Annotated in this window: 20 protein-coding genes; 10 read left to right on the top strand and 10 right to left on the bottom strand. The window is 48.2% G+C overall.

Features of this window, described 5'->3' with window-relative positions; genetic code table 11:
• Positions 1–49 precede the first annotated feature (49 nt).
• The 3 genes from MYF79_RS22450 to MYF79_RS22440 all read left to right on the top strand — a co-directional run bounded on the left by MYF79_RS22450 (position 50) and on the right by MYF79_RS22440 (position 6,212).
• Complete coding sequence (locus MYF79_RS22450) at positions 50–511, top strand: hypothetical protein (RefSeq protein ID WP_247810070.1); 462 nt, start codon at positions 50–52, stop codon at positions 509–511.
• Positions 512–758: 247 nt separating this feature from the next.
• On the top strand, positions 759–4,307 hold the full coding sequence (locus MYF79_RS22445) for a hypothetical protein (protein ID WP_247810069.1): 3,549 nt from the start codon (positions 759–761) through the stop codon (positions 4,305–4,307).
• 99 nt (positions 4,308–4,406) lie between these two features.
• Positions 4,407–6,212: a glycoside hydrolase family 35 protein gene (locus MYF79_RS22440; protein WP_247810068.1), complete on the top strand. Its 1,806-nt coding sequence runs from the start codon at positions 4,407–4,409 to the stop codon at positions 6,210–6,212.
• Positions 6,213–6,482: 270 nt separating this feature from the next.
• Here the strand turns inward: MYF79_RS22440 and MYF79_RS22435 are convergent, their stop codons facing one another.
• Positions 6,483–8,429 carry a glycoside hydrolase family 97 protein gene (locus tag MYF79_RS22435; protein ID WP_247810067.1) on the bottom strand — a complete coding sequence of 649 codons (1,947 nt, stop codon included), beginning with the start codon at positions 8,427–8,429 and terminating at the stop codon, positions 6,483–6,485.
• A gap of 35 nt (positions 8,430–8,464) precedes the next feature.
• Positions 8,465–9,595, bottom strand: a complete 1,131-nt coding sequence (locus MYF79_RS22430; RefSeq protein ID WP_247810066.1) for a glycoside hydrolase family 105 protein — start codon at positions 9,593–9,595, stop codon at positions 8,465–8,467.
• Between the two features lie 188 nt (positions 9,596–9,783).
• Between MYF79_RS22430 and MYF79_RS22425 the strand changes: the two genes are divergently transcribed.
• Positions 9,784–10,224, top strand: coding sequence for a CBS domain-containing protein (locus tag MYF79_RS22425; RefSeq protein ID WP_199655409.1), 441 nt, complete (start codon positions 9,784–9,786; stop codon positions 10,222–10,224).
• Here MYF79_RS22425 and MYF79_RS22420 read toward each other — a convergent pair.
• Genes MYF79_RS22420 through MYF79_RS22410 form a run of 3 tightly spaced genes read right to left on the bottom strand, consistent with a single transcriptional unit; the run spans position 10,221 to position 14,166 of the window.
• Positions 10,221–12,638, bottom strand: coding sequence for an outer membrane beta-barrel protein (locus MYF79_RS22420; protein WP_247810065.1), 2,418 nt, complete (start codon positions 12,636–12,638; stop codon positions 10,221–10,223). The genes MYF79_RS22425 and MYF79_RS22420 overlap by 4 nt on opposite strands.
• A gap of 4 nt (positions 12,639–12,642) precedes the next feature.
• Positions 12,643–12,840, bottom strand: a complete 198-nt coding sequence (locus MYF79_RS22415; protein WP_247810064.1) for a hypothetical protein — start codon at positions 12,838–12,840, stop codon at positions 12,643–12,645.
• 60 nt (positions 12,841–12,900) lie between these two features.
• On the bottom strand, positions 12,901–14,166 hold the full coding sequence (locus MYF79_RS22410) for an aspartate kinase (RefSeq protein WP_247810063.1): 1,266 nt from the start codon (positions 14,164–14,166) through the stop codon (positions 12,901–12,903).
• Between the two features lie 177 nt (positions 14,167–14,343).
• Between MYF79_RS22410 and fbp the strand changes: the two genes are divergently transcribed.
• The 5 genes from fbp (at position 14,344) to MYF79_RS22385 (ending at position 18,236) form a co-directional block, all read left to right on the top strand.
• Positions 14,344–15,351: a class 1 fructose-bisphosphatase gene (gene fbp, locus MYF79_RS22405; protein ID WP_247810062.1), complete on the top strand. Its 1,008-nt coding sequence runs from the start codon at positions 14,344–14,346 to the stop codon at positions 15,349–15,351.
• Between the two features lie 93 nt (positions 15,352–15,444).
• Positions 15,445–15,975 (top strand): CAP domain-containing protein, encoded by a 531-nt coding sequence (locus MYF79_RS22400; RefSeq protein ID WP_247810061.1) that lies wholly within the window; start codon positions 15,445–15,447, stop codon positions 15,973–15,975.
• A 190-nt stretch (positions 15,976–16,165) separates the two neighbouring features.
• Entirely contained in the window at positions 16,166–16,930 is a 765-nt protein-coding gene (locus tag MYF79_RS22395) for an ABC transporter ATP-binding protein (RefSeq protein ID WP_247810060.1), read from the top strand.
• Between the two features lie 192 nt (positions 16,931–17,122).
• Positions 17,123–17,659, top strand: coding sequence for a YfiT family bacillithiol transferase (locus MYF79_RS22390; RefSeq protein WP_247810059.1), 537 nt, complete (start codon positions 17,123–17,125; stop codon positions 17,657–17,659).
• Between the two features lie 19 nt (positions 17,660–17,678).
• Positions 17,679–18,236, top strand: coding sequence for an NUDIX hydrolase (locus MYF79_RS22385; RefSeq protein WP_247810058.1), 558 nt, complete (start codon positions 17,679–17,681; stop codon positions 18,234–18,236).
• 386 nt (positions 18,237–18,622) lie between these two features.
• Here MYF79_RS22385 and MYF79_RS22380 read toward each other — a convergent pair whose 3' ends face one another.
• From MYF79_RS22380 to MYF79_RS32445, 4 genes are all read right to left on the bottom strand, one after another.
• Entirely contained in the window at positions 18,623–19,909 is a 1,287-nt protein-coding gene (locus MYF79_RS22380) for a bifunctional folylpolyglutamate synthase/dihydrofolate synthase (protein WP_247810057.1), read from the bottom strand.
• Between the two features lie 78 nt (positions 19,910–19,987).
• Complete coding sequence (locus MYF79_RS22375) at positions 19,988–21,406, bottom strand: DUF5723 family protein (protein WP_247810056.1); 1,419 nt, start codon at positions 21,404–21,406, stop codon at positions 19,988–19,990.
• A gap of 180 nt (positions 21,407–21,586) precedes the next feature.
• Positions 21,587–22,474 carry a hypothetical protein gene (locus tag MYF79_RS22370; protein ID WP_247810055.1) on the bottom strand — a complete coding sequence of 296 codons (888 nt, stop codon included), beginning with the start codon at positions 22,472–22,474 and terminating at the stop codon, positions 21,587–21,589.
• 144 nt (positions 22,475–22,618) lie between these two features.
• Complete coding sequence (locus tag MYF79_RS32445) at positions 22,619–22,744, bottom strand: hypothetical protein (protein ID WP_262922335.1); 126 nt, start codon at positions 22,742–22,744, stop codon at positions 22,619–22,621.
• On the opposite strand from MYF79_RS32445, the gene MYF79_RS22365 reads away from it, so the two are divergent.
• Entirely contained in the window at positions 22,743–23,873 is a 1,131-nt protein-coding gene (locus MYF79_RS22365) for an MFS transporter (protein WP_247810054.1), read from the top strand. The two genes, MYF79_RS32445 and MYF79_RS22365, sit on opposite strands and share 2 nt — an antisense overlap.
• Before the next feature lie 541 nt (positions 23,874–24,414).
• Here the strand turns inward: MYF79_RS22365 and MYF79_RS22360 are convergent.
• The gene (locus MYF79_RS22360) at positions 24,415–25,710 is read right to left on the bottom strand and encodes a radical SAM protein (protein ID WP_247810053.1); all 1,296 of its coding nucleotides are present in this window, start codon (positions 25,708–25,710) and stop codon (positions 24,415–24,417) included.
• Positions 25,711–25,721 lie beyond the last annotated feature (11 nt).

The following is a 25,721-nucleotide window of genomic DNA, read 5'->3' as shown; positions in this document are numbered from 1 at the left end:
TTAATAAAATAATGCTAATATCGTAGCAATATTTCCTATACTGCATCTCATGAAAGATAATGTTAGCCATGATAGCGTGCTGTACGAACAGACCGCGCTCGATTATTTCTTACAACATATATTCCCCGGGAGGGATTATTTCTATCAAATGGCTTATTATAAGCCTGTTGTTCATCCGGGCCAGTTCCATTTCCGCCGTTCCGATCTCATGGGAGACCTGCCGGAAGAAGCCTATACTATTGACAGGTCGGTAAAGATCCCTGATCTGAGCGGGGTACGCCTGCAGGTGGTGGCACCGCCAGGTGTGAAGATCACGGAACACCATGAGGGGATCGAGGATAATACATATTTTCTCTACCTGGAAGTATATACAAGGATGCCCTTGAAAAACGGGCACTGCATGGTAGGGATCGAACTTAACGGATACAGGTTCTTCAATAGTTTTTTTATTGAGATAGATCCGAAAGATAACAAGGTGGTGAAATGGTTCTTCAACGGAATAAATTTTTAGCAGCATAATTTTTTTGCTGGATGTTCTGAAATTTATTTACTTCGTATAAACGCTGCTTTTTCTGTTAATCCTTTTTGTTTGTCACACCCTTCATTTTCCATCTGACTTATGCATGTGAACAGAGGATCTTTATAAGCTTTCTTATAGGTCTTATTAAGGATGCTGCGTGACGTTACTGTCAGTCAGACGGGCATGATATAGTTACAACAGTGCTGTAAAAAGTTAATCCAGTAATCACCATACTTCTATGAGATACCATCAATGGCTTGTTAACACAATGGCTGCGGTAACATTGTTTGTGAAAGTTGTATCAGGGCAACAACCTGTCATACCCGATCCCTTTTCCGGCTTATCTGCACCATCACCTGCAACTGCATCCCTGGTAAAGTTTACCGATATTCCTGTGAGTGGCTTTACAGGCATGCCCGATATCAATATTCCTTTGTACGAGATCAGTACGTCTTTTGTCAAAGTGCCTGTTTCGCTGAACTATCATGCGGCTGGTATTGCCGTTGGCCAGGAGGCGTCCAATATTGGCCTGGGCTGGGCTTTGCATGCGGGAGGCGTTATATCGCGCACTGTATATGGCCGTGCTGATAACAGTACCTGGCAGCAGTACAGAATGGCCAGGGAGAGTGGTTTTGATGTCAGGGATCCCGTGGATTATCAGCAGGCATATGCGCTTTCGCAGAACACGATTGACGGTGTGCCGGACCTCTACATGTATACTATCCCTGGTTACAGCGGGAAGTTTATTATTGCAGATCAGATCAGGCAATTGCCCATGACCAATCTCCGGATAACGACGGTCAGCGACGGTGAATTCCAGATTGTGACGCCTGATGGCCATAAGTATATTTTCAACGCAACAGAAAGCAGTTATAATAAGTCGGATGGCGCCGGAAGCACGAATGTGGCCGGTTGGTACCTGACTAAGATACTCTCGGCAGACCGGGTGGACTCTGTTGTTTTTACCTACGCTAATACCCGTTATATCAGCGGCGGGGGAGAAAGCTTTATACAGGAATTCTACCAGGGGAGTAGCGGTGAATGGAATGAGGAAGGAGCAGAGGCGTATAGTCTCTTTACGAACACACTTAGCGGAAAACAACTTACGAAAATTGAATTCAGCCAGGGAAGTGTCGAATTTACGGTTGCCTGGAATACAAGAACGGACATTGCTCCCGGAGATGCGGGAATGGTACCGCTGATCAATGCGATGGTCGTAAAAAATAAGGCAGGAGTGATACTCAGGACGATTAGCTTCAGGTATGACTATTTCACCAATAATGGCAGCGGAACAGATAATAAACGGCTTAAACTGGCAGGCGTCTATATCAACGGGGGTAACAGTACGGACACCTTGAAAGCGCAGCGGTACAATTTCCTGTACAACGCCATGAAGCTGCCTGCCAAGAGTTCCAGGGCCGAAGATCATTGGGGCTATTACAATGGGGCTGATGACAATACCACATTGATCCCTTCGTATACGAATTGTGTGGAACGTCCGGCTCCTCCGGATTGCAGTAGTTGTGCCACTGAAGCCGGTACACTGCGTTTTGCGGGCGCCGACAGGGAAGCGAATGGCAACTATGCAGCCGCCGGCATGCTGGAAAGGATCACTTATCCGACAGGAGGGTATACTAATTTTGAATGGGAACTGCATGATGTAGTGAACTACGATCCACCTGTTACTACATACCAGACCCGGAATATTGGTTCCACCGCCTCTTACCCAACCAGTACTGCTTTTAAAAGAGATAGTTCTGCGGATTACTATGTGGATCCCGCAGCTAATCCTGATGGTATCTGCGCCACATTTACCGGCAGACTGAATATCCCCGCCACTGCAATTGGCGATGCTGCCAAGATCGATCATGCAGCCGGAAGCGTTACTGTTTACAGGCGGGCAGGCAGAATGGCCGTCGCCACATTTGTATTTTCCTATAATGAGAGCAACCAGTACAACCAGACAGACAACCTGATCCTGGAAGCCGGTCAGCGTTATTTTGTAATGACAGAAGTAAGGGATAACGGCTTTTCAGTAACAGGTAATCTGAGTGGTAAAGTAGGCACAGGCAGTACTGCTGCACCGAATAAATTGATAGGTGGTTGCCGCCTGAAGAGAATGACTTTTTGGGACCCTGTGGCGGCAAAGTCCATCGTGAAATCATATACTTACCGCATACCCGGCGATACGGCCCATTCCAGCGGGAGGCTATACAGAATGCCGATGTATAACAGGCCGGTGGTGAAGTTTGTACAGACAGGATCCGGATGCGCTTATGCCATGTATACGGGTATCCGTTTATCTTCCAATAGTATGATATCACTGGGTACGGGAAGCCATATAGGATATACTTATGTCAAAGAAAACATCGGAGAAGGGGCAGCGAATGGATGTATTCTCTACCAGTATCAAAACAGCACAAGCTTCCAGGGAGAATTCAATCCCGGCTGGAGGAATGGTTACCTGCGCGCAAAGACAATTTACAACAACCTGTCTCAGCCTGTGAGTAAAGAAAGGAACGTATATAGCCTGGACAGCAGGGGATTTAAGGCTTTTGCATGCAGTACGGTCGACTACTATGTCAAACATCCCTGTGCGCCTGCCGGCAATTTTGAAAGTGATAAGCCGGTATTTGCCGGAGGGAAAAATTGGTTGTATCCATCGGAATGGTTCCACCTCGATTCCACCATCACAGAAACGTATGATCTGACGCTTCCTTCCCGGGCATTCACGACTTCAAAAGCTTATGCCTATGACAATGTATCGCATCTGCAGGCGAGTAAAATTACCGCGCAGCAGTCTGATGGAACGGTACTGATCACCACCATGCGCTATCCGCTCGATTATACCCTGCCTGCCGGCACGCTTACGCAGGAGGCGCAGGCTATAAAGCAACTGCAGGGCGCGAATATGCATCCGGTTATAGAATGGTATGAACAGCGGAAACTGGCATCGCAGGTATTGCAGACAAGCGCAGCGGATTATATGGCGTATAGGTCTCTTGCCACCGCATCGGGCCCTGTGGTCCTGTTTGACAAGCAATACAGCGCAGAAACGGATGCGCTCTCGGAAACCATTGTTCCCGCAGCGGTTGCAGGCAATGGCATCGTGAAGAGCGCTGCCTATGTCTTAAAAGCAACGGCGCATAAGTATGATGCCAGCTATAATATCATTGAAGCCGAAAAACAGGGCAGTGATCTGAGCGCTTATATATGGGATTACAACCGCGGTTATATGGTAGCACAGTTCAGGAACGCGCGGCAGGCAGATGTGGCCTATGCCGGTTTTGAGGCGGATGGGAAAGGTAACTGGACATACGCTGGCGCCGCTGTTCCCGATGCCACAACAATAAGTGGGAAGTATTGTTATAACCTGGCGGCAGGTCCGATCAGCAGATCAGGGCTGACAACAGCCAGGAATTACACCTTAACTTACTGGACAAAGAATGCAGCGCCTTATAGCATTACGGGAACGGTAGCAGGTTACCCGCTGAAAGGAAAGACGACGAACGGATGGACCTGTTATGAGCATAAAATAAGCGCTCAGGCGGCCGTGACCATCAGCGGTACAGGGTTCATTGACGAGTTGCGTTTATATCCTGCAGATGGCACGGCGATCACATATACGTACGATCCGCTGGTTGGCATGACAGGTATCTGCAACGAAAGCAATAACACCAATTATTACCTGTACGACAGCGATGGTCGTTTAGTGACCATAAAGGACCAGGACGGAAAGATACTGAAGCAGCTGCAATACCAGTATCAGGGAGCAGTTACGAGATAATCAATACTATTTTCACTCATCTCCCAATTATCTTCCCAAACCTTTCATTATCATGGTCACAATTGCTATTTTACTTCCTCACTCAAGTTTACAGGCTCAATGAGAAAGATTGTAGTAATGAGCGCATTGGCATTGTGCGCGCTTACCTCTGCGGTATCCGCCCAGTCAAAGCACTCTTTTACCCTCGCAAAAAAAGACTTCCTGCTGGATGGTAAGCCTTACCAGATCATCAGCGGGGAGATGCATCCGGCACGTATCCCGAAAGAATACTGGCGACACAGGATTCAAATGGCTAAAGCCATGGGATGTAATACCATCGCGGCTTATGTATTCTGGAACTATCACGAACAGGAAGAAGGCAAATTCGACTTCTCTTCAGAGAACCGGGATATCGCCGCCTTTGTGAAGCTCGCACAACAGGAAGGCATGTGGGTATTATTACGTCCGGGACCCTATGTATGTGCGGAATGGGAGTTCGGAGGTTTACCGCCTTACCTGTTGAGAATTCCGGATATCAAAGTACGTTGTATGGACCCGCGTTATATGGCGGCCACAGCGCGCTACGTAAAGGCATTGGCAGAACAGGTAAAGGGGCTGCAGGTTACAAATGGCGGCCCTATCCTGATGGTACAGGTAGAGAATGAATACGGCAGCTTTGGTAATGACAGGCAGTATTTATACAAACTGAAGGAACTGTGGGAGCAGAACGGCATTAATGTTCCATTCTACACGGCTGACGGCCCCGTATCTGCATTGCTGGAAGCAGGTACCGTACCGGGTGCAGCCATCGGACTGGATTCCGGTAGCTCGGAAGGCGATTTTGCCGCTGCCGGTAAACAGAATCCCGATGTGCCGTCGTTCAGCAGTGAGTCCTATCCCGGCTGGCTGACACACTGGGGAGAGAAATGGGCCCGTCCTGATAAAGCAGGTATCGTGAAAGAGGTGAAGTTCCTCATGGACACCAAACGCTCCTTCAATTTGTACGTGATACACGGAGGAACCAATTTCGGCTTCACTGCGGGCGCTAATTCCGGCGGCAAAGGGTATGAGCCGGACCTGACCTCTTACGACTATGATGCGCCTATAAATGAGCAGGGCGGGGCTACTGAGAAATACATGGCACTACGTGAGGCGATAGGTTCCTATAGCAAAAAGAAATTGCCTGCTATTCCGGCGCCCATCCCCGCCATCACCATCCCTGATATTACATTGAAACCATACACCAGTATATGGGAGCATCTGCCATCTGCGGTGAAATCTGTTCAGCCGAAAACATTTGAGGCTTATGGTCAGGATTATGGCTTCATGGTATATAAAACAACGCTTGTCGGTCATAAGAGTGGTAAGCTGGACATCGTTGAACTGCACGACTACGCAACGGTATTCCTGAACGGGCAATATGTGGGAAAGATAGACCGACGCCTGGGAGAGCACAGCATCGAACTGCCTAAATCAGATGTGAAAGATCCTGTACTGGAAATACTGGTGGAAGGAATGGGACGTATCAACTTTGCACAGGCCCTGATAGATCGCAAGGGTATTACCGACCGTGTAACCCTGAACGGCATGACGCTGATGAACTGGGAAGTATTCGGCTTACCGATGAAGAGCGAATTTGTACAGCAACTATCACCTTCAACATCTGCAGCGGTGAAACCAGGCGAGTTCTTTAAAGGTACCTTTACGCTGACCAGCACCGGAGACACTTACCTGGACATGACGAATTTCAGGAAAGGCATGGTATGGGTAAACGGGCATAACCTGGGGCGTTACTGGGAGATCGGTCCGCAGAAAAGATTGTACTGCCCTGCGCCATGGCTGAAGAAAGGAGAGAATGAGATCATTGTGCTGGATCAGCATCAGCTGGAAACTGCGACGGTGAAAGGAGAGAAGACGCTGGAATAAGATTGGGCGACGTCAGCGTGCGCGAAAATATACCGAAGGCAGATGACATCAGTGTGAGAGAAAATACATCGTTGTAAGACAGATGGCATTAGCGTAACGGCGCATACAGACGAGCAGACGCCATGAACATCACAGTAAAGAAACAGCTGCCAGGAAAACAAACATATAGCGAAGAAATAAGAGACTATTTTAGAAATGAAAAGCCCCCGGAAGTAAGATGCTTTCCGGGGGCTTTCGTTTTTAAAGCAGCTGATATCTTTAAAGCTAAGTTTATTGCTTCGTGATCCTTGCCACATAGCCGCCGCCGGGGGCCAGTTTTAAGGTGAGTTTAGCATGATTGTCTACAGTGCCGGATTCCATTTTACAGTCTTTTGCATTCCTGTCTGCATTGATCCCGTCTTTCCAGCTGTCGATCTTATAGCTGCCTTCAGGCAGGAAAGAAAGATCGATGCTGAGCTCGCGCGGCGTCCAGTTGGTCATTGCACCGATGTACCAGTCGCCGTCAGGAGCCTGCCTGGCAAGGGCAACATATTCACCCACTTTTGCGTGTAAAGGAATGGTTTGCTGCCAGGTGGTAGGCACTGTTTTCAGGAACTCCATGGCCACCGGTTCACGGTAGTAATGCGTAGGCAGGTCGCACAGCATCTGCAGCGGGCTCTCAAACACGACATACATGGCCAGCTGGTTACAACGGGTACCCAGTGTCATTGGCTCGGCCGGCACGGCTGCCCAGTTGTCCCGCTGTACATTCAGCATGCCGCCGGGAGTGAAATCCATCGGACCGGCAGCCATCCTGATGAAGGGGAGGGTAGCAGTATGCTGTGGCGTGATCCAGTCGGCAAACTTGCTGATCTCATTGCCCAATACACCTTCGGAGGTCAATACATTCGGATAGGTGCGGAGCCAGCCTGTAGGTTTGTAGGCGCCATGGAAATCCACCATCAGTTTACGGGCCGCAGCGGCTTTGGATACCTTTTCGTAATAGTTGACCATATCCTGGTCATCGCGCTGCATAAAGTCAACTTTGATACCCTTTACGCCCCATTCCCGGAATTTATCCAATGCCATGTCCAGCTGTTTGTCAAGCACCAGCCAGCTGGTCCAGAGCAGGATCTGTACGTTCTTTACTTTGGCGTACTCCACCAGTTCTTTAACGTCGATGCCGGGCGTCAGCTTCATCAGGTCGCGGGTGTCGCACCAGCCTTCATCCAGCAGTACATATTCAATACCGTATTTGGAGGCGAAGTCGATATAATACTTGTAGGTATCGTTGTTGATGCCGGCGCGGAAATCTACGTCATAGATGTTGTTATAATGCCACCAGTCCCATTGCACTTTCCCCGGTCTTACCCAGCTATAGTCGCCGGTAGCAGGCGGCGCCAGCTGGTATACCAGCTGATTGGTCAGCAGGTCGCCATCATGGCGGGCTATCATCACGATCCTCCATGGAAAGGATTGCGGGCCCTGTATTTTAGCCAGGTAATCCTCGCGGGAACTTACCTCTTCATCCCTGTCGCTGGTTACTTTCTTCTCACGCGGGTAAGCGGGGAAGACAGCCTTTAATTTACCGCCGCCCTGGCCGCGCAGCCACATACCGGCATAGTTGAAAAGGCCGGATTCTGTCAGCAGCAGTTTGGTATTTTTTACTTCGAATAAGGCGGGCAGGCTGGCCAGTTTCTTATCGTCCAGGCTGTCCAGCTTATAATTGATGTATTTACGTTCGTTGTGGGAGAACATGCCATCCTCCTGAGGGTACCAGGAGCGGCCTTCTTTATCCATTACGAAATTGGCCTGTTCGTCCAGTATCTTGTAAGGCTTTTTACTATTGGCGATCCAATGCCAGGCGATGCCGTTGTCATAAGCTCTCCATTCCAGCGCCAGGCCGTTGGTAAAGTCGAGATGCAGTTCATTGTATCTGTCGGCAATGGTCTTCGTCTTCTGCATAATAACAGGCGTGAGAACACCATCATGCGAGCCTGGTCTGGCTTTGCTTACTTTCCAGGCGCCCGGTTTTTCGGCGTCTGTTTTGAACGATACGACGGATGGAGCGATCAGTTCCTTACTGTCCTGGGAAAGGCTGTAGGAAATGTCTGCACCAACGGTGACTGTAAGTGTTACCGATCTGTCGGGAGAAACAACCGTGTATTGCTGCTGGGCATGGATTCCGGAAAAGCAAAAAAGGAAAAATCCTGTTATGGACAGGCCTTTGTACATCATTATAAGTGGAAGTTTAGTGTCTTTCTTAAGCGCGATCAATTGGCTATCAGCGCGGCGGCAGCCCACAATACAGGCGCCTGGCCGTGAAGATCGCCGGTTACGCGGGAACGGTTCAGGTAATACTGCTGATCGTTCTTTTTATTGGTGCCTTCGCAAACGTCTTTTACGTCGCCGGCCTCATTGATATATCTGACCAGTGCGGTCCATGCGTTCCTGGCTACAGGGCCATACTCCTTCTCTTCCAGCCAGCCTTTCTTCACGCCCACCACCAGGGCATAGGTGAACATGCCGGAGCAGGAAGTTTCAGCAAAGGAGTTAGGATCGTCGAGGAGCTGGTGCCACATGTAGTTTTTGTCCTGCGTTTTCTTCAGGGAGGCCATCATTTTCTTATAGCCATCCATGATCCTTGCTCTGTCGGTATGGGCGGCCGGCAGGGCGCTGAGCAGTTCTGTCATACCGGCGGCCATCCAGCCGTTACCGCGGCCCCAGAGAAAAGGAGCGTCGCTGGCGTGGTAGAACAGGCCGTCAGGCTGTTGAATAGCATCGAGGTATACCACCATTTCGCGGGCGGCCCGGTCAAGGTATTCTTTATTGCCGGTGGCACGGAATGCTTCTACCTGCAGCAGCGTGATCATATACATGTCATCGATCCACATACGGGTTTGCCAGGAGAGCCCTTTCTGTTGCAGCTCCTGTTGATTGGGCAGCGGATTTTCAGGCAGTTCCCACTGCTTGTCAGCATAGTTTTTACCGTCTTCGAGGTACTTTGACTGATTCGTCTGCACATACAGTTCCAGTGGAATAGCGCCAAATACGCTGTGGTCTACATGGTCTGGCTTAGGCATCAGGCTGTGGGATTGTGCCAGTAATGGTTCATAACGTGCAGCCAGTTTTTCTGCCAGTTCCCTGTTGCCGCTTGCTTTCGCAAACTGTAAGGCGCCATACCAGGTACATACTTCGGGATAGGTGATGGATTGTGGAGGGCCGGGATTGCCAAAATTTGAAAACGGACCAGCCACATAGTGGTTGGCAACAAATAACCCAATTGCTGCTGGCTCTGTCCCCATAGGCCAGTCTTTAAAACTTTTCTGAGCAAATACAGTACCGGACGGTACCAGCAGGCCCGCTAAGGCCATGATTGCCAGGTGTATTCTCAATTTGCGCATACAATGCTAATTATCAGGGTTGTAAATAGAACATAAAAAATTGACGAACGATTGCGTAAAGTAATATATTAATATTCTCAATGCAAATTGTGGGGGAAAATTTATATGACGCAGGCAAATTTGCGTATAAAATCTTAACTTAGGAATATAGGGTCATTTTCCATTCTTCACACCTAAATTACCTCGTTATGGGAACAGTGCGTGACATCCTTCGCGTGAAAGGCCATGTGGTTTATTCTATCCAGCCAAATGATACCGTGTTTGACGCTTTAAGCGTGCTCGTAAACAAGAATGTAGGGGCACTGGTTGTCCTTAGTGAAAACGACAAAGTAGTAGGTATCTTTTCAGAACGTGACTATGCCCGCCGGGTAATCCTCAAAGGCAGGGCTTCCAAAGAAACGCTGATCAGCGAAATTATGACGGAGAATCCTTTTACGGTTTCGGAAGATGACAGCATCCAGGACTGTATGGTAAAAATGACGGATAAACATATCCGCCATTTACCAGTTACAGATGACCAGCAAAGACTGGTCGGCATGATCTCCATTGGTGATGTCGTAAAGTATGTGATCGGTGAACAGCAGTTCATCATCGACAACCTGGAAGGTTATATCAAGGGTACGCGTTAACCGCCTACCCTTTGTTGTTCGCTACCAGCTTCCCTTTCGCGGGCAGCCTTGATATTGCTGTTACCAAAATTCCATGTCAGGGCCAGGTTAACGCGCCTGTTCTGCCAGCGGTTGTTGATGTACATGTCGATGTTCTCAAACTTCGCGCTGCCGCGGAATTGTTCCCTGTTGGTGATGTCAGAGACATTCATTTTGATGGTCATCTTTTTGTTCATCAGCTGCTTCTGTACGCCTAAGCCGATGGCATAGGAGGGCCTTATTTTGTATACACCCCATACGAAAGGACTCTCATAATAAGCGTTGATCTCAAATTTCCAGTCGTCCGGGAATGTGAACGTATGCGTGGTTTGATAGTTCAGGCCGAATGTATTTGTCTTCAGGGCAATCGTACTATCCTTGATGTTATAGTAATTGTAGTTGCCGTTGATATTGTTGGTGATGTTCCACCACTTGAAAGGATCGATCGGAATGGTCAGTGACATGTTGTACACGTAACTGCGGTCGAAATTCCTGTCGTAGTAAGTCGTTACTTTGGACGTATCATTCTGTACCATATATTCCAGCACGATATTCTTTGTCATGCTGTAAGAGAATGCCGCTACATACTTCTGTTTAAAGGTATAACTCAACTCTGCCTTGTGTGTATACTCCGGCAGCATGTAGGGGTTCCCTTTGAAGTAATTGTATTTGTCGATATAGAATACAAAAGGATTCAGGTCGCCATAATTAGGCCTGGAAATACGCTTCGAGTAGTTTAACCCTATCTTATGCGATTCATTCAGTTTCTGATCCAGGGAGAAGCTCGGGAAGAAATCGAGGTAAGACCGCTTTACGTGCGATTGAAGTGTAACGGAATAACCGTCGGATTTTGTTTGTTCCGCACGGAGACCGATCTGCAGGTCGGTGTTATGGATCGTCTTTTTGAAGATGGCATATGCAGCGTAAACATCCTCGGTATAAATGAACTGATTGCTTTGGGTAATGGCGTTCACGTATTTCCCGTTGAGCAGGGAATCGTACTTGAGATTATTATCCGTTTTAACGGAGCTGAACTTTACACCCGTTTCCAGTTTGGTGGTCTTGTTGAAAGGCAGTACGAGATCTGCCTTTACACTGCGGATAGTCACCTCGTTAACAGGCCTGTTCAGGATGGCATGTGTATTCCTGACAGGATTTACTACATAATACATGCTGTCGTTCAGCGTCATGTAGTTATTGTCATTGAATCTTGCCCAGTCGGCGTCAAAGCCGATCTCTGTCCCCAAAGTATCCAGCTGGCCTTTATAGTTCAGGTTGAAAGAGATATTGGAAAATTTATTCCTGACATAGGTACCGGCATACAGCGTAGAATCGAGCTTGCCATTGCTGCTGATAGGCGTGTGGTTAAAGCCGTCCTGGTTGAAGGCATTGTCATATCCTCTCACCAGTACGCCCACGGTATGTTTGGAACCGAGGAAATAATCCATCCCCACCTTATAGTTATTGTTCTTGAAACGGCGTCTGTTAAATGCATTTAGTTCGAAGAACTGCGGAACATCTCCCTGGATATGACGGGCCAGGTAACGGGTCTGGAAAAAGCCTCTGCTACCGTTGTTGTAGTTACCGAAGAGGTTGAATTTTTCCGTCCGCCAGTTCAGGTTGAGGCCTGCGTTATAGAAGCCGTATTTACCGGCGCCGGCGCCCAGGTTGATGGAACCGTTGATACCGGTGATAATGGTTTTCTTGGTCTTGATGTTAATGATGCCGCTTTTGCCGGCGGCATCATATTTGGCGGAAGGACTGGTAATGATCTCTATTGTAGCGATATTCTCAGCGGGAAGGCTTCTCAGCAGGTTCGCCAGCTGTTCGCCGGAGAGGTAGGTCAGCTTACCATCCAGCATGATCGTAGCGCCCTGGTTACCCTGGAGAATGACATTATCGTCTTTATCTATCTGCACGCCCGGCGCTCTTTTTAAGACATCCAGGGCTGTACCGCCGGAAGCGGCCAGGCTGCTTTCAACGTTTAATACGGTGGCGCCGTTCTTTCTTTCAATGAAGGGTTTTTGCGCCGTTACATTTACTGCCTGCAGCGTTTTGCTGGCGGTCGATAAACTTAGCGTGGGCAGCTGAACAAGCTGGTGGTTAGCATCAATGGTGAAGGCCGAAGTGCTTGCAGAGGTATAGCCCATTAAGGTAGCTTCTATAAAGTACCTGCCTTCGGTAATCTTATCGAAGGTGCAGCTACCATCCTGGGAGCTGAGCTCTCCCTTTACCAGGGAGGAGTCCTTTACATGACGCAGCAATACGTTTGTAAAGGGAAGGGGTTGCCCATTTGTTTCAGCGGTTTTAACAGTGATCTTTCCCGAAACATGCTGGGCATAGATAGTCCCTGTACCGGCGATGGCCAGGAACATGATAAGCAGAATTCTTTTCATAAGTTCAAATCTCAGAGTGACGGCATGACTGTGTCTTAACTGGTGCTACCCACTCTTGCCCTATGCTGAGCAGGTAGAAAGGAAGCATTTCAGGATTGGTGCCTGCATGTTCCTTCCGCAGTTGATGCAAAGCCCTGCCCTCCAGTGCTACAATGGCAAGGATACCCAGGGTTATGATGATCAGTATGGATACCTTTTTCATGCAGGTTGTTTTTTAAAAAGACGACCGGGTACAGAAAAGGTTGCAAAAAGGTAGGAAAAATTATTTCAGTAAGCGCTGAATTGTGATGAGTGATCTTTGTTCCAGCAGAACGGTCCTGTCCTTGCTCAGTTCTTCGAGCAGGCCATCCTGGTTATAACGGACGGTCAATAATTCCAAACCTTCGTTATATGAGATTTTAAAATCATTATGCAGCTCTTTCATCAACTGTTCGATCTTTTCAGGGTTGTTGTCAATACAGCAGGAGAAACTGATAGCTGCATTCTGCATCAAATTTATCTTGATCTTCAGCTTGTGGAAGCGTTCATAAATGTCGCTGATCCGGTCTTCCGTAATGAAATCGAAGTTACGGGAAGTGATGGTCAGCAGTACCTGGTTTTTCTTTAATACAATGATGGGCGGTAACTGCTTAATGTCGGATTCCTCCCTGATGACGGTGCCGGGAAGATCTTTATTCAGAAAGCTCTTCACGTACAGGGGGATCTGCTTGTTCTGCAGCGGTTTGATCGTCTTCGGATGGATAACCTGTGCGCCGTAGTACGCCATTTCAATCACCTCGCTGTAAGTGATCTCGGGTATGTTGATGGTATTGGGAAATAATTTGGGATCTGCATTTTTCAGGCCTTCCACATCCTTCCAGATGGTCTGGCTTTCGGCATTGAGCATGTTGGCAAATACGGCTGCGGAATAGTCACTGCCTTCACGGCCCAGGGTCACGCTTTCATTCTGATCGGTGCTGCCGATGAAGCCCTGTGTGATCACGATGTTATGCTTTTTGAACAGCGGTAACACTTTTTCCTGTACATTCTGGCTGGTCACCGTCCAGTCGATATTGGCATCGCGGAAGGTATCGTCTGTACGGAAAACATCGCGTACATCCATCCATACATTGTTCACCCCTGCCAGGTTAAAATAGGCGCTGACGATGGCAGTGCTCAGCAGCTCACCCAGGCTTACCAGCTGGTCGTAATAGTAGTCGAATGAGCGGGAGGGTTTTTCTCCCAGGGTCCATTCAGCTTCCGTAAAGAATTGCTGTAATTGGGCGAAGAGGGGATTATCACGGGTACCCAGCAGTTTATCTGCCACTTCAAGGTGTTGTTGCTCAATGTTATGCAGCAGCTGGGCGGCAATTTCACGTTTACGCAGAAAGAAGTTCTGGGCGACCTTTTCCAGTTCATTCGTCGTCTTGCCCATAGCCGATATGACGATCAGCAGTTGCTGTTCCGGGAATGACTGTACGATGGCTGCAACCTGTTGAATACGTTCAACACTTTCTAAACTTGCACCGCCAAATTTGAAAACCTTCATATATGCTTAATCTTCCGTGAAAAAATACGGGGCAAAGTAAGGCAACTTTAAATATGTTTTAAAATTTGTTTACCTGAAAATGACAGTTCCATTAAAATAGCGTCTGTTTCGGTAAATTAGCTGAAAGGAAGAATGCATGCGGCAGCTCACAAATACGAGAAAACTAATCCATTATACATGAATAACAGAAAAGTAATGACCCTGGACGAATTCACCATCCAGGAGCTCAGGAATTACCCCGGTGCAACAGGACAACTATCTGGTTTACTGCGTGATATAGGTCTGGCCGCGAAGCGGGTCAATGTGGAGGTCAACAAGGCCGGTATTGCAGACATACTCGGTGAGGCAGGAAAGATCAATGTACAGGGGGAACTGGTCAAGAAACTGGATGAATTCGCCAATGATCAGTTCATCAGCGCCCTGCGCAGCAGTATTTATTGCTGCGGCGTGGCATCGGAAGAAGAGGAGAACTTCATTGCGTTTGACGATGAATACTCCAAAAACTCCAAGTACGTCGTATTGCTGGACCCCCTGGATGGATCGGGCAATATAGACGTGAATGTGTCTATCGGGACCATTTTTTCAGTATATCGCCGGCTCACGCCTACAGGGAGCGTCTGCGAACTGGAAGACTTCCTGCAGCCAGGCTATGTGCAGATTGCCGCAGGATATGTTATCTACGGTTCTTCCACCATGCTGGTATACGCTACCCGGCGCAGCGTACAGGGCTTCACCCTCGATCCTTCCATCGGGGAATTCTGCCTCTCGCATCCTAACCTGAGGTGCCCGGGAGAAAGCGATATATTTTCCGTTAACATCGGTTATTATCACCTTTACGAGGATAAGATCCGTAAGGCGATCGACTATTTCCTGGCTAAAGACGAGCATGACAAGATCTACCGCCACCGTTTCGTAGGATGTATGGTGGCTGAGGTACACCGCACCCTGATCCAGGGGGGCATTTTCATGTATCCGGCTTTCGGAAAATATGCAGGGGGACGTTTGCGTTTATGTTATGAGTGCAATCCCATGTCGTTCATCATGGAAAAGGCCGGCGGACTGGCAATGGCTACTGGCAGACAACGCCTGCTGGAGCTGAAACCGTCCAAATTACACCAGCGTGTACCCGTATTTTTAGGGTCAAAGAACATGATGGATGTATGGCAACGAATAGTAAATAGTTAGTAAAAAAGTAAAATATGAGCTTTTGGTATAACTATTGCTAAACCTGCACTGGTTATATTTGTCTAATGTAAATTATTTATTATACCATATACTATGACCCGGAAGCTCACATTTACCGTTTTTTCATTTTTTCTGGCATTTCACCTGCTCGTATTTTCCTGTACACGGTCGGCCGTACCGGCCAAAACCTCACCTGCAAAGGGCAATGCCCCGGCAGCTGTAAGTGAGGAACCGCCTGCAGGAGGGGAAGCCAAGCTGATTAAGGATATTCTTTATTACACCAATGAGTTCAGGGCCTCGAAAGGATTGCCTCCGCTGAAACTGGAATCGTATTGTTCGCAGCTGGCGCAGAAGCACAGCGAGAACATGGCGGCTGGAAAGGTTCCTTTCGGACATGACCAGTTCGAGATCCGTAATGACGCTGTGACATTGAAATTTCATGGTGTGTCCGGTGTAGGGGAGAATGTTGCGTATGGCAACCTGGATGCGAAAGGAGTAGTGGATGGCTGGATCAAAAGTCCTGGTCACCGCCGTAATATGCTGGGAGACTTCAATATGATCGGTATCGGGGCTGCGCCTAAGGGAAGGATCACTTACTTTACGCAGTTCTTTGTTAAGAAATAATATCGGCGATTTTATTTAAGCGCCCTTTTTTCCTGGAACGAAGTTCAGGGGAAAAAGGGCGCTTCTTTTTTTCACGCAAAGTAGCTCGGTTTCAGTATGGGATGCCGGTCGGCGCCTTCTTTTATCGTCATAATGCCGCTTTTTACCGTACGGGCTTGCAGCCTGTCGCTATTTGCATTAATTTAGACGCATGGAAAAGAGGAAGATTATTGAAGTAAAGGACCTGGTAAAGACATACGGTGATTTTACGGCAGTTAAAGGCATCAGCTTTGATGTATACGAGAACGAGATCTTCGGATTATTAGGTCCTAATGGGGCCGGTAAATCCACTACCCTTGAGATCATTGAGACGCTCAGGGATAAGACCTCCGGAACAGTGATCGTAGACGGCATTGACCTTGACAAAAACCCGGAAGCCATTAAAAAGGTGATCGGGGTACAATTGCAAAGTTCCGGTTACTATCCAAGGCTCAACCTGACAGAGCTGATCACCCTCTTCTGTGGCCTCTACAACCAGGATGTGAATCCAAAAGAACTGCTCGCTGCATTCAATCTTGAAGACAAAGCGAAAGCGCAGTTCAAAAACCTCTCCGGCGGACAAAAACAACGGTTTTCCATCGCTACTACGCTCATCAACAAGCCAAAGATCATTTTCCTGGATGAACCGACTACCGGTCTCGATCCCCAGGCAAGACGCAACCTCTGGGACCTGATCCTGGAAGTACGCTCAAAAGGTACTACCGTTGTCATCACCACCCACTATATGGATGAAGCTGAATTCCTGTGCGATCGCTGCGCCATCGTCGATAGCGGACGGATCATCGCACTCGAATCTCCTGATGCCCTCATCGACCAGCTGGTAGCAGGAGGCTTTGAGCGCAAGAAAGAAGTGAAAAAGGCAAACCTGGAAGATGTGTTTATCCATATGACAGGGAAAGGCCTGAGAGAAGAATAAAACACGCTTCTGACCTGGTCCATGGAAATAAATATGGCTTATTCCCATGAGCACTTCCCTTGTTATCATAACACCTGGTCAATATGATACAGGATTTGGTGCTGGATTTTAAATCACATCGTGGCTGTGACGCGTGATAATAATTCTGGATTTTGACGATGAATGGTCAATTCTAACCTTAATATTTAGATAATGGATCTTGAGCAATTAAAATATCCCATTGGCAAATATGAGGCGCCTGCTGAAATCAGTGCTGCTATACTAAGGGGATATATCAACGACATCAGGTATTTACCATCGCTGGTGGAGATAGCGGTTCAGAGCCTGGATGCCGCGCAACTGGCAACACCTTACAGACCTGATGGCTGGACTGTTGCACAGGTAGTACATCATCTGGTAGATAGTCATACCAATGCATTGACACGTTTTAAATGGGCGTTGACGGAGGACAATCCTACCATCAAGGCATATGACGAAGCTGCATGGGCGGAATTACCTGATGTGTCGAAGACGCCGATCAATATTTCACTGACCTTGTTACACGCTTTACATACACGTTGGGTGAACCTGATGGATAACCTGACGGAAGAGCAATGGCAGCGTACATTTGTTCATCCTGAAAGCGGCAAGACCTTTGTACTGAAGGCGGTTGCCGGTAATTATTCATGGCATGGCAAACATCACCTGGCACATATTGAAAGACTGAAGGAGCGAAACAACTGGCAATAAATCATCAAACAGAAGGATTATGGCATCGTTAGAGTGGAAGACACTAAGTTCTGAATACATTTACAAAAGCAACTGGTTAACAGCACGTAAGGATACATGCGAAACACCCGCCGGGAAGATTGTAGACGCCTACTATGTGCTGGAATATAATGACTGGGTAAACTGTGTCGCTGTAACAGCCGACGGTCGTATCATAATGGTAAGACAGTTCAGGCAGGGCATTGGAAAGACCATACTGGAAATCCCCGGAGGCACAATGGATGATACTGATCCCGATCCGGAATTTGCCATGAAAAGAGAGTTGCTGGAAGAGACAGGATATGAATTTGAAAAACTGATCCCATTAGGAGCAGTGGCACCGAATCCTGCATCCAGCAATAACCTTACACACATGTTCCTCGCTACAGGGGGGAGAAAGGTACAGGACCAGGACCTGGATGAACATGAAGAGATCGAAGTAGTACTCATGGACCTGGAAGATGTAGAGCAGCTTTTGAAGGAAAACAAGATCCTGCAAAGCCTGCACGTAACATGCCTGTTCTATGCACTGCTAAAGTTGAAGGAACTGAAGTTGTAAGCCGTCAATCAGCAGTTGATTGATTGGGCAATTAGTAATTACTAATCTTTTTATAAAGCTAAGAGGCTGCTCATTTGAGCAGCCTCTTAGCTTTATGTACATAACAATGTACTGCAGTTATTTAAGGTGTTCCAGTGGCCTCCAGGGATCTTCCAAAGACGTTTCCAAATACGTTTCCAAGTACGTTTCGTTTATTCTGATACATTGTCTTACTATGACGGTTATAACTGTTTTAGGCCAATCTATCAATAAACCCTCACTAAGCAGCGGACGGTTCCAGATAGAGCTTACGGGCCTTAGCCCTTCGCAGCATCTGATACGATTGACAGGAGTTAAATCAGCGGTCCCAAGCCCATACGCTTGATAATGCACAACAAACCAGCTAATCACATCACCTCCGCCACGACAAAGAAACTCCCGCACACCAGCACGATATCCTCTTTATGCGCCTGCTGCCTCGCAGCCTGATACGCCTGTTGCACTGTAGGATAGTCATGCCCGCGCAACCCATGCTGCTGCGCTGCTGCTGCAAGCTCTTTCTCATCCATTGCCCGCGGGATCTGCGCTTTACAAAAGTAGTAAGTCGCCGCAGGCGGGAATAAAGGTAATACCTTACTCACTTCCTTATCCTTCACAAAGCCTGTTACAATATGCAGATGCCGGTATACCATATGCTCCAGTTGCTGAACAACCTCCGTGATGCCCGCCTGGTTGTGGCCGACGTCAAAGATCGTCAGCGGATCGCGGGAGATGATCTCCCAACGGCCACGCAGACCGGTTAGCTTTTTAACATGCGACAGCGCCGTCATCACCGTCTGGGAAGGTAGTTCCCAGCCAGCGTGTTGTAAGATCTTTACTGCCGACAGAACACCCATAATGTTTTTCATCTGGTATTGACCGGTAAGATCTGTGCGGATCGTTTTAAGATCACCGTTATGACTATGCTGTAATCCAAGCATGAGATGTCCTTCGGCAAACTCAGATTGCTGCACCAGCCATTCCTGGTCAGCAAAGTGAATAGGAGCGCCAAGTGCTTTGGCTTTATCGGCAAACACAGCCTCTACTTCTGACTGTGTTTCTGAAACGACTACAGGCACACCCGGTTTGATGATACCCGCTTTTTCGGACGCAATCTCCGGCAGGGTATTACCCAGTATCTGCATGTGGTCATAACTGATGTTCGTGATGACAGACAGCTCGGGAGTGATCACATTCGTACTATCCAATCTGCCACCAAGACCTACCTCGATAATGGCTATATCCACCTGTTCCAGTGCAAAGTACTGGAAGGCCATAGCCACGGTCAGTTCGAAAAACGAAGGTTCGAGCGATTCAATAGCAGGCTTCAGCTGCTCAACAAATTCCGTCACGAAGGTAGTAGGTACCATTTCCCCATTGATGCGGATCCTTTCACGGAAGTCAAGGAGATGAGGAGACGTATATAAACCTGTCTTATAGCCAGCCTGCTGGAAGATCGCCGCCAGCATATGGCTGGTGGAACCTTTACCATTGGTCCCTGCTATATGGATGGATTTAAACTGGTGCTGGGGATCGCCCAGTTGTTTGCATAATTCGATGGTATTATGCAGGTCCTTTTTAAAGGCGCTTGCGCCTACCCGGGTGAACATGGGCAGCCGCTGATAAAGATATTCTAGCGTTTCCTGGTAGTTCATATAAATAGTGATGCCGGAACAAAGTTATTTGTTCCGGCATCAAATGTAAATTAACCAGGAAAATTATCAGTAAAATACTTAGAACTGTGCAGCCGGACATCCGGTCTTACCCTCACCCCGCTTGATAGGAATGATACGCAGGGCAATGAAACCATCCAGGCGGTTCTTGTTCTTCTGGAACAGGTTCGACAACATGGTGGATGAACCGATCACCAGCGGTCCCAGGCGAAGGCCCAGACCAGCGTCAAACTGGCCATTCCTGTTCACAGACAGCGGCAGGTAACCACCGATGTAGCGGGAATCATAACGGGGCGTTACCTGGAAGTAAGATACCACGTATGTTTTGCTCGGATCGTATTTGCCGGCATTGAGGGCAATTCTGCCGCCAGCGTTGACGAAGAAACGACCATCAATATTATAGTCCGCCATGAGGTTTAATGCCGCAGGCGTATTCATACGGAATTTTTCAGAAGAAGCCACCGGCGTAAAGTAGGTCTGGATACGACGGTAATATTGCTGCCAGCTTTCGTTTTTACGGAGACGGAGATCATCCGGATTGACGTTGGTGGCACGCAGGTCCAGATCAGTAACATTAGGCGCTTTCTTATAGGTGATGGCCCCAAGGTCGGTAATGGACAAGCCTAAACGTAAGCGGTAGTCGTCAGCTTCCGGATTCCACTGAGAGTCATCATAACCGGTGAGGCCATCCATCGATTCACGCCACTCATAAGTAACACCAACGTCCATACCAACTCCCATGTTACCAAACACTTTATAGTTGCTGGCATTAGGCCTTTCCCAATTGGCAATTCCTTCGCTGTAGCCTACTTTGAGGGTGCCATCGTTGATCTCTCCGCTGGTAGTGGTGTTCATCACGAATGTAGCGTTATCGACCTGCGCATAACCTGCCGCCACACCTGATAATAATTTCAGGGTAACGCCACCTTTCAGTACGTTCGAACCATCGTCTTTCAATACACGGGCGTAAGTGAAACCAAATTCATTCCACCAATGGAAGCTGCCATTGGCAATTGGCATATCATAACGGCGTTTTACAAAGTTCGGATTCGGAAAGTCCTGTGCGAAGAAGTTCGCTACGTCTGTGGTGATGTTACCGCCATTGGCCATAGCGCGTACACGCCAGGTGAAGGCCACAGACTGCAGTTCGTCGATGGAATAGAGCACAGAAGGCATCATGAGGTCGATATTACCCCAGCCAAACTGTTTGCCGGTAGCGGCAGTATCGAGGAAATAATCACGGTTCTTTTTCAGTGCCTCCAGTGAATCCGGTGGATGCAGCAGGATAGAGCGCGGAAAGCGGATATATGTATTTCCGGCGGCAGCATTAATGCCGGCAATGTTGACATCCCATTTATAGTGTGTGCCGGCGGCAGATGCCGGGTTGTTCGGAACACCGTGTATGCCGGCGTAGTGGCTATTGGAATATCCCCCTAAAGTAAATTGAGCCTGGGCTTTGAATGAACCCAACAATGACATAACGATAATAACACATAACAAGTAGGCGGCTCTAAACAGTCTAAATGGCATATACAGTAATTAGTTGGCAGTTCGGTTTCCCCCCAATAACGCAAAAACCTGGCCGTTTATTGGCGGGCACTACAAAAGAAAATAGGAAAAGACCAGTAGTCTTTTCCTATGCAAATATATTTAAATATATTATTGGACTTTAAAATAAAATCTTATAAGTGCGAATTGCACCTCAGGAGCGTCGTCGTTGACATTGTATTTTAACTGGGTAGCCGCTCTTTTGGCAATTTCTATCAGACGGGAGTTATTCAGCGTAGATCCTTTCAGTGAATGGGAGGCTGCGATCACGTTGCCCTGCCTGTCCACCTTGATATTGATGGCAATATAACCCGATTCATCACCATCGTAAGTGAGGGAGGGTTTGCTCAGCAGGGTACGTCCGTTGAGACGGAAATCTGAGCGTCCGCCACCCAGACCGCCGCCGGTATAACCACCGCCGTCAGGATTACCGTTGATCTGTCCGCGGTCGCCGGGTTTGCCGGTATTACCTTCCCCGGTAGAGTTATTGCTGCTCTGGGCATTATTGCCGCTATTGCTGCTGCTGGAGCTTCCACCGCTATATACGGCTTTAGGCTTCGGCGAAGGCGGCACTGGCGCAGGGGGATTATCTGAGTTCTTTTTAGGTGGTGTTTTGGAAGGTTGTGGCTCCAGGTTCTTAGGTGTTTCCCTTGGTTTTTCCACCGGTTTTTCCGGTTTGGTGATCTCAGGGGCTTCCTCATTATCCTGGGTGGCGATATCTTCCTGCGTAGCATTGTCGGCAGAGGGCACAGGCTCATTCTGCGGGGTGGAGGCGCTGGCCTCACCGCTGCTGGGTGGATTCGGGTTGAGGGGTTGTTCTTCTCCCATACCTTCATCCGAAGTACCGAGATTTACCTCCATACCAAGATCCTGGTCTGGTAATGGGGGCGGGGCAGAGAAGCCTGCCAGCAGCAGTACCACTAACACCAATGCGTGTACGGCAATGGTGGCGCCGGCTGCTTTTAAATTTTTGTCTGTATTGTCTTCTTTTTTCGGCATACACCAAAAGTAAGGATATTTTTTAAAGTGTACATCGTCTGCCTGTCTCAGTTTCGGGCTTTGATACCTTAATAACTGTTTTCCAGTTAGAATTATTATTACGGGCATCGGGTTTATTGAAGTACTTTTGTCTCGCCTAGAGTTTTACGATACGATGTCACTCATTTTTTCTCTGTATAGAAAAGCATACGCGGGTTTATCTCCTTCTACCTGGTTATTGGCGGTTGTTTTGTTGATCAACCGCAGCGGTGCGATGGCAATTCCTTTCATGACGGTTTATCTCACCCAGAAATTACACTTCTCCGTGCAGGAGGCGGGTATGGTGATGGCCTGTTTTGGAATGGGGGCGATCTGCGGTTCATTTATCGGAGGAAGATTGTCTGACAGGATCGGCTTTTACCCCGTTCAGTTCTGGAGCTTGTTAATGCAGGGATTGATCTTTCTGGTGCTGGGACAGATGGAAACGCTGCCGCAGTTCTGCGTTTGTATATTCGTGCTCAGCTGCGTGGGCGATACCTTCAGGCCGGCTAACGTGGCCGCTACCGCGTATTACAGCACTGTTGAGAACCGCACGCGTTCTTATTCGCTGAACAGGCTGGCTTCCAACCTCGGATGGTCCGTTGGTCCTGCATTGGGTGGTATACTGGCTGGCTATAGTTATCATCTGCTGTTCTGGGTAGACGGCCTTACCTGTATTATCGCAGTCACAACAATGCGCTTCCTCCTGCCTCCGGTAAAGGTGAAACCACCGCTGAAAGCCACGCCGGATTGTACCGTGGTACCGGGAGCGCCGAGTGTATACAAGGACTGGATCTATATCGCCTTTATTTCACTGATCACCATCTTCACCACGGGCTTCCTGCAATTGTCCACCATGGTGCCTTTATACCTGAAATCTGTTGTGCATATGGAAGAAGCGCATATTGGTATGCTGATGGGGCTGAACGGCCTGATCGTGGCATTTATCGAAATGGTGCTCGTGTATAAGCTGGAAGGGAGGATGCACAGCCTGCAGTATATTACGAGAGGTGTGCTGCTGGCAGGACTGGGATACCTCAGCTTTAATATCCTGCCGCCGGTGGCTGCAGCAGGACTGTTCTTTATCCTCATGTTTACCATAGGAGAAATGCTGAGCATTCCCTTTATGAACTCTTTCTTTGTACACCGCAGTGGTGAACATAACCGCGGACAATACGCAGGTCTGTACACGATGGCGTTTTCGATCTCCAGCATTTGTGCGCCGACATTAGGATCTTACATGGTTGGGCATTTCGGCTTTTCTGCCTGGTGGTATTGCACGGCAGCGCTTTGCATGAGCACAGGCGCAGGGTTCTATTTCCTGTACAAAAAAGTAATGGCGAATAGTATGACGACTGTTGTACACGAGCATTCGCGATAGTTTGTTTTTGTTTCGCGCTTCGCGAATATTTGCAACTTTATCCCTCTCCCAACTATTTGCGCAGCAAACGCTTAGCAGTAGTGCGGAACATCCGTCATTAAAGCCTTTATGAGCTTCTCAATGACAGCATTAAAATCTTCTCCTGATTGATTTTGAAGACAGCATTAAATACCCTCCTAACTGATTTCGAAGAAATGCTTGTCGGTGGTGTGAAGTTTCCCTTAAATCACCCGGATTCTCTTTAGGCCGGAATTAAAATATTTTCCCAACTGATTCCGCAGGAAAGGCCTGTTATGCTGTGAGGAACTGCTTGCTGAAGTCTGGTTAATCTTTTAGCAGAAGAATTGATACTTCACCGCATCGATTGGGAAAACGCTTATTTGTAAGCGTATGCGAGGTCTTTGTTATAGTTATCCTGAAGCCTTTTTATGACAGCAATCTTTTCCTGCCTGATTTCGCGCCAGCCATTCCTTTAGGCTGCATAAATAAAAAAGCCTGTATCGTTTCGATACAGGCCGGAGTTATTTTACAGGAAACCTTATTAATAGTGTGCGAAGTCTTTGGTATAGTCCCCTTTGATCCTTTCCATCGGAGGATTGAAATAACCGTATTTCAGGTGTGGAAATTCTTCATGGATCAGCTCCTGCAGTTGTTTAATACCCAGGCAGTCGCCCACTTCGGTCACACCGAGGCGACCCAGGTACCAGTCAGGATCGATATTGAAGTTCCTCCACTGGATCATCTGGAGATCAGTATCCCTGATCAGTTTGCGCAGTGCTTCATATTCATCCACACTGTCGGTCATGCCGGGGAAGGTGAAATAGTTGATGGAGGTCCATCCACCGAATTCACGCACCACTTTCAGGCTCTCGATAATATCTTCAAACACATAGTTGTTCGGGCGGTAATAAGGCGTATAGAACTTCTCCTGTGCTGAGTTGGTGCTCACGCGGATGCTGTTCAGGCCTGCCTTGCAGAGCTCGCGTACTGCGTCGGGCTTGCTGCCGTTGGTGTTGATATTGATGCTTCCCTTGGAAGTATGTTTACGTATTTCGATAATGGAATCGCGGATAGTCTCCCACATCAGCAGGGGCTCTCCTTCACAACCTTGTCCGAAGCTCACGATAGGGAAGGGCGCTGTTTCCAGGTGGGGAACAGTATATTCCACGATCTCTTCCGCTGTAGGCTTGAAACGCAGACGGTCCTGTGTGGAAACGATCGTTTCTTCTTCCGGCTGGAAAGAGATACAACCGATACAGTTGGCGTTACAGGCAGGAGAGGAAGGGATCGGGCATTCCCAACGCCCCATAAAGTAGTTACGTGCGGCAGGGCAATGATATGTCAATGCGCAGTTGTCGGCCAGGTGTTTTACCAGGCGATTATGCGGATATGCTTCCAGCAACTGGTTTACACCCTGTTTCACTTTTTTGTCGTCGAAACCGGCACATTCCTGGCGGATGTCCTGTTCTATACGGGTAGCAGGGACATAAAATTTACCATCCAGCCAACCCACAGCGGTATAGCAGAAGAGCGGCAGGGTAGGTGCATCCGGCATGGTTTCATACGCAGCCAGGTAATAGCCGGTATGCGCCGGAGGAATGAAGGCAGCTACCGCCCATCCTTTGTCGCAGAGCTCCATTTCGCCGGTTTTCGCGTTGAGACCTATACCACGGCGGCCAGGCAGTTCATACAGGGAACCGCCCTCCGGCAGTTCTATCCATTCGTCCGGCTCAATCGGCCATGCGTCCCAGCCACTGCGGCCGGTAGTGAGCATGGTGGTGTCTTCAAAGATGTTGCCTTTCCCGTCAGAATAAAGTATGTATGGCGACTGTTTCAAATGATCAAATC

Source organism: Chitinophaga filiformis, assembly GCF_023100805.1.
Classification (GTDB): domain Bacteria; phylum Bacteroidota; class Bacteroidia; order Chitinophagales; family Chitinophagaceae; genus Chitinophaga; species Chitinophaga filiformis_B.
The sequence above is the reverse complement of the archived record's forward strand: the minus strand, read 5'-3'. Positions and strand labels throughout refer to the sequence as shown.

Coding starts and splice junctions, on each gene's coding strand:
- MYF79_RS22450 (WP_247810070.1), top strand. CDS start 50: ATGAAAGATAATGTTAGCCATGATAGCGTGCTGTACGAACAGACCGCG.
- MYF79_RS22445 (WP_247810069.1), top strand. CDS start 759: ATGAGATACCATCAATGGCTTGTTAACACAATGGCTGCGGTAACATTG.
- MYF79_RS22440 (WP_247810068.1), top strand. CDS start 4,407: ATGAGAAAGATTGTAGTAATGAGCGCATTGGCATTGTGCGCGCTTACC.
- MYF79_RS22435 (WP_247810067.1), bottom strand. CDS start 8,429: ATGATGTACAAAGGCCTGTCCATAACAGGATTTTTCCTTTTTTGCTTT.
- MYF79_RS22430 (WP_247810066.1), bottom strand. CDS start 9,595: ATGCGCAAATTGAGAATACACCTGGCAATCATGGCCTTAGCGGGCCTG.
- MYF79_RS22425 (WP_199655409.1), top strand. CDS start 9,784: ATGGGAACAGTGCGTGACATCCTTCGCGTGAAAGGCCATGTGGTTTAT.
- MYF79_RS22420 (WP_247810065.1), bottom strand. CDS start 12,638: ATGAAAAGAATTCTGCTTATCATGTTCCTGGCCATCGCCGGTACAGGG.
- MYF79_RS22415 (WP_247810064.1), bottom strand. CDS start 12,840: ATGAAAAAGGTATCCATACTGATCATCATAACCCTGGGTATCCTTGCC.
- MYF79_RS22410 (WP_247810063.1), bottom strand. CDS start 14,166: ATGAAGGTTTTCAAATTTGGCGGTGCAAGTTTAGAAAGTGTTGAACGT.
- fbp (WP_247810062.1), top strand. CDS start 14,344: ATGAATAACAGAAAAGTAATGACCCTGGACGAATTCACCATCCAGGAG.
- MYF79_RS22400 (WP_247810061.1), top strand. CDS start 15,445: ATGACCCGGAAGCTCACATTTACCGTTTTTTCATTTTTTCTGGCATTT.
- MYF79_RS22395 (WP_247810060.1), top strand. CDS start 16,166: ATGGAAAAGAGGAAGATTATTGAAGTAAAGGACCTGGTAAAGACATAC.
- MYF79_RS22390 (WP_247810059.1), top strand. CDS start 17,123: ATGGATCTTGAGCAATTAAAATATCCCATTGGCAAATATGAGGCGCCT.
- MYF79_RS22385 (WP_247810058.1), top strand. CDS start 17,679: ATGGCATCGTTAGAGTGGAAGACACTAAGTTCTGAATACATTTACAAA.
- MYF79_RS22380 (WP_247810057.1), bottom strand. CDS start 19,909: ATGAACTACCAGGAAACGCTAGAATATCTTTATCAGCGGCTGCCCATG.
- MYF79_RS22375 (WP_247810056.1), bottom strand. CDS start 21,406: ATGTCATTGTTGGGTTCATTCAAAGCCCAGGCTCAATTTACTTTAGGG.
- MYF79_RS22370 (WP_247810055.1), bottom strand. CDS start 22,474: ATGCCGAAAAAAGAAGACAATACAGACAAAAATTTAAAAGCAGCCGGC.
- MYF79_RS22365 (WP_247810054.1), top strand. CDS start 22,743: ATGACGGTTTATCTCACCCAGAAATTACACTTCTCCGTGCAGGAGGCG.
- MYF79_RS32445 (WP_262922335.1), bottom strand. CDS start 22,744: ATGAAAGGAATTGCCATCGCACCGCTGCGGTTGATCAACAAAACAACC.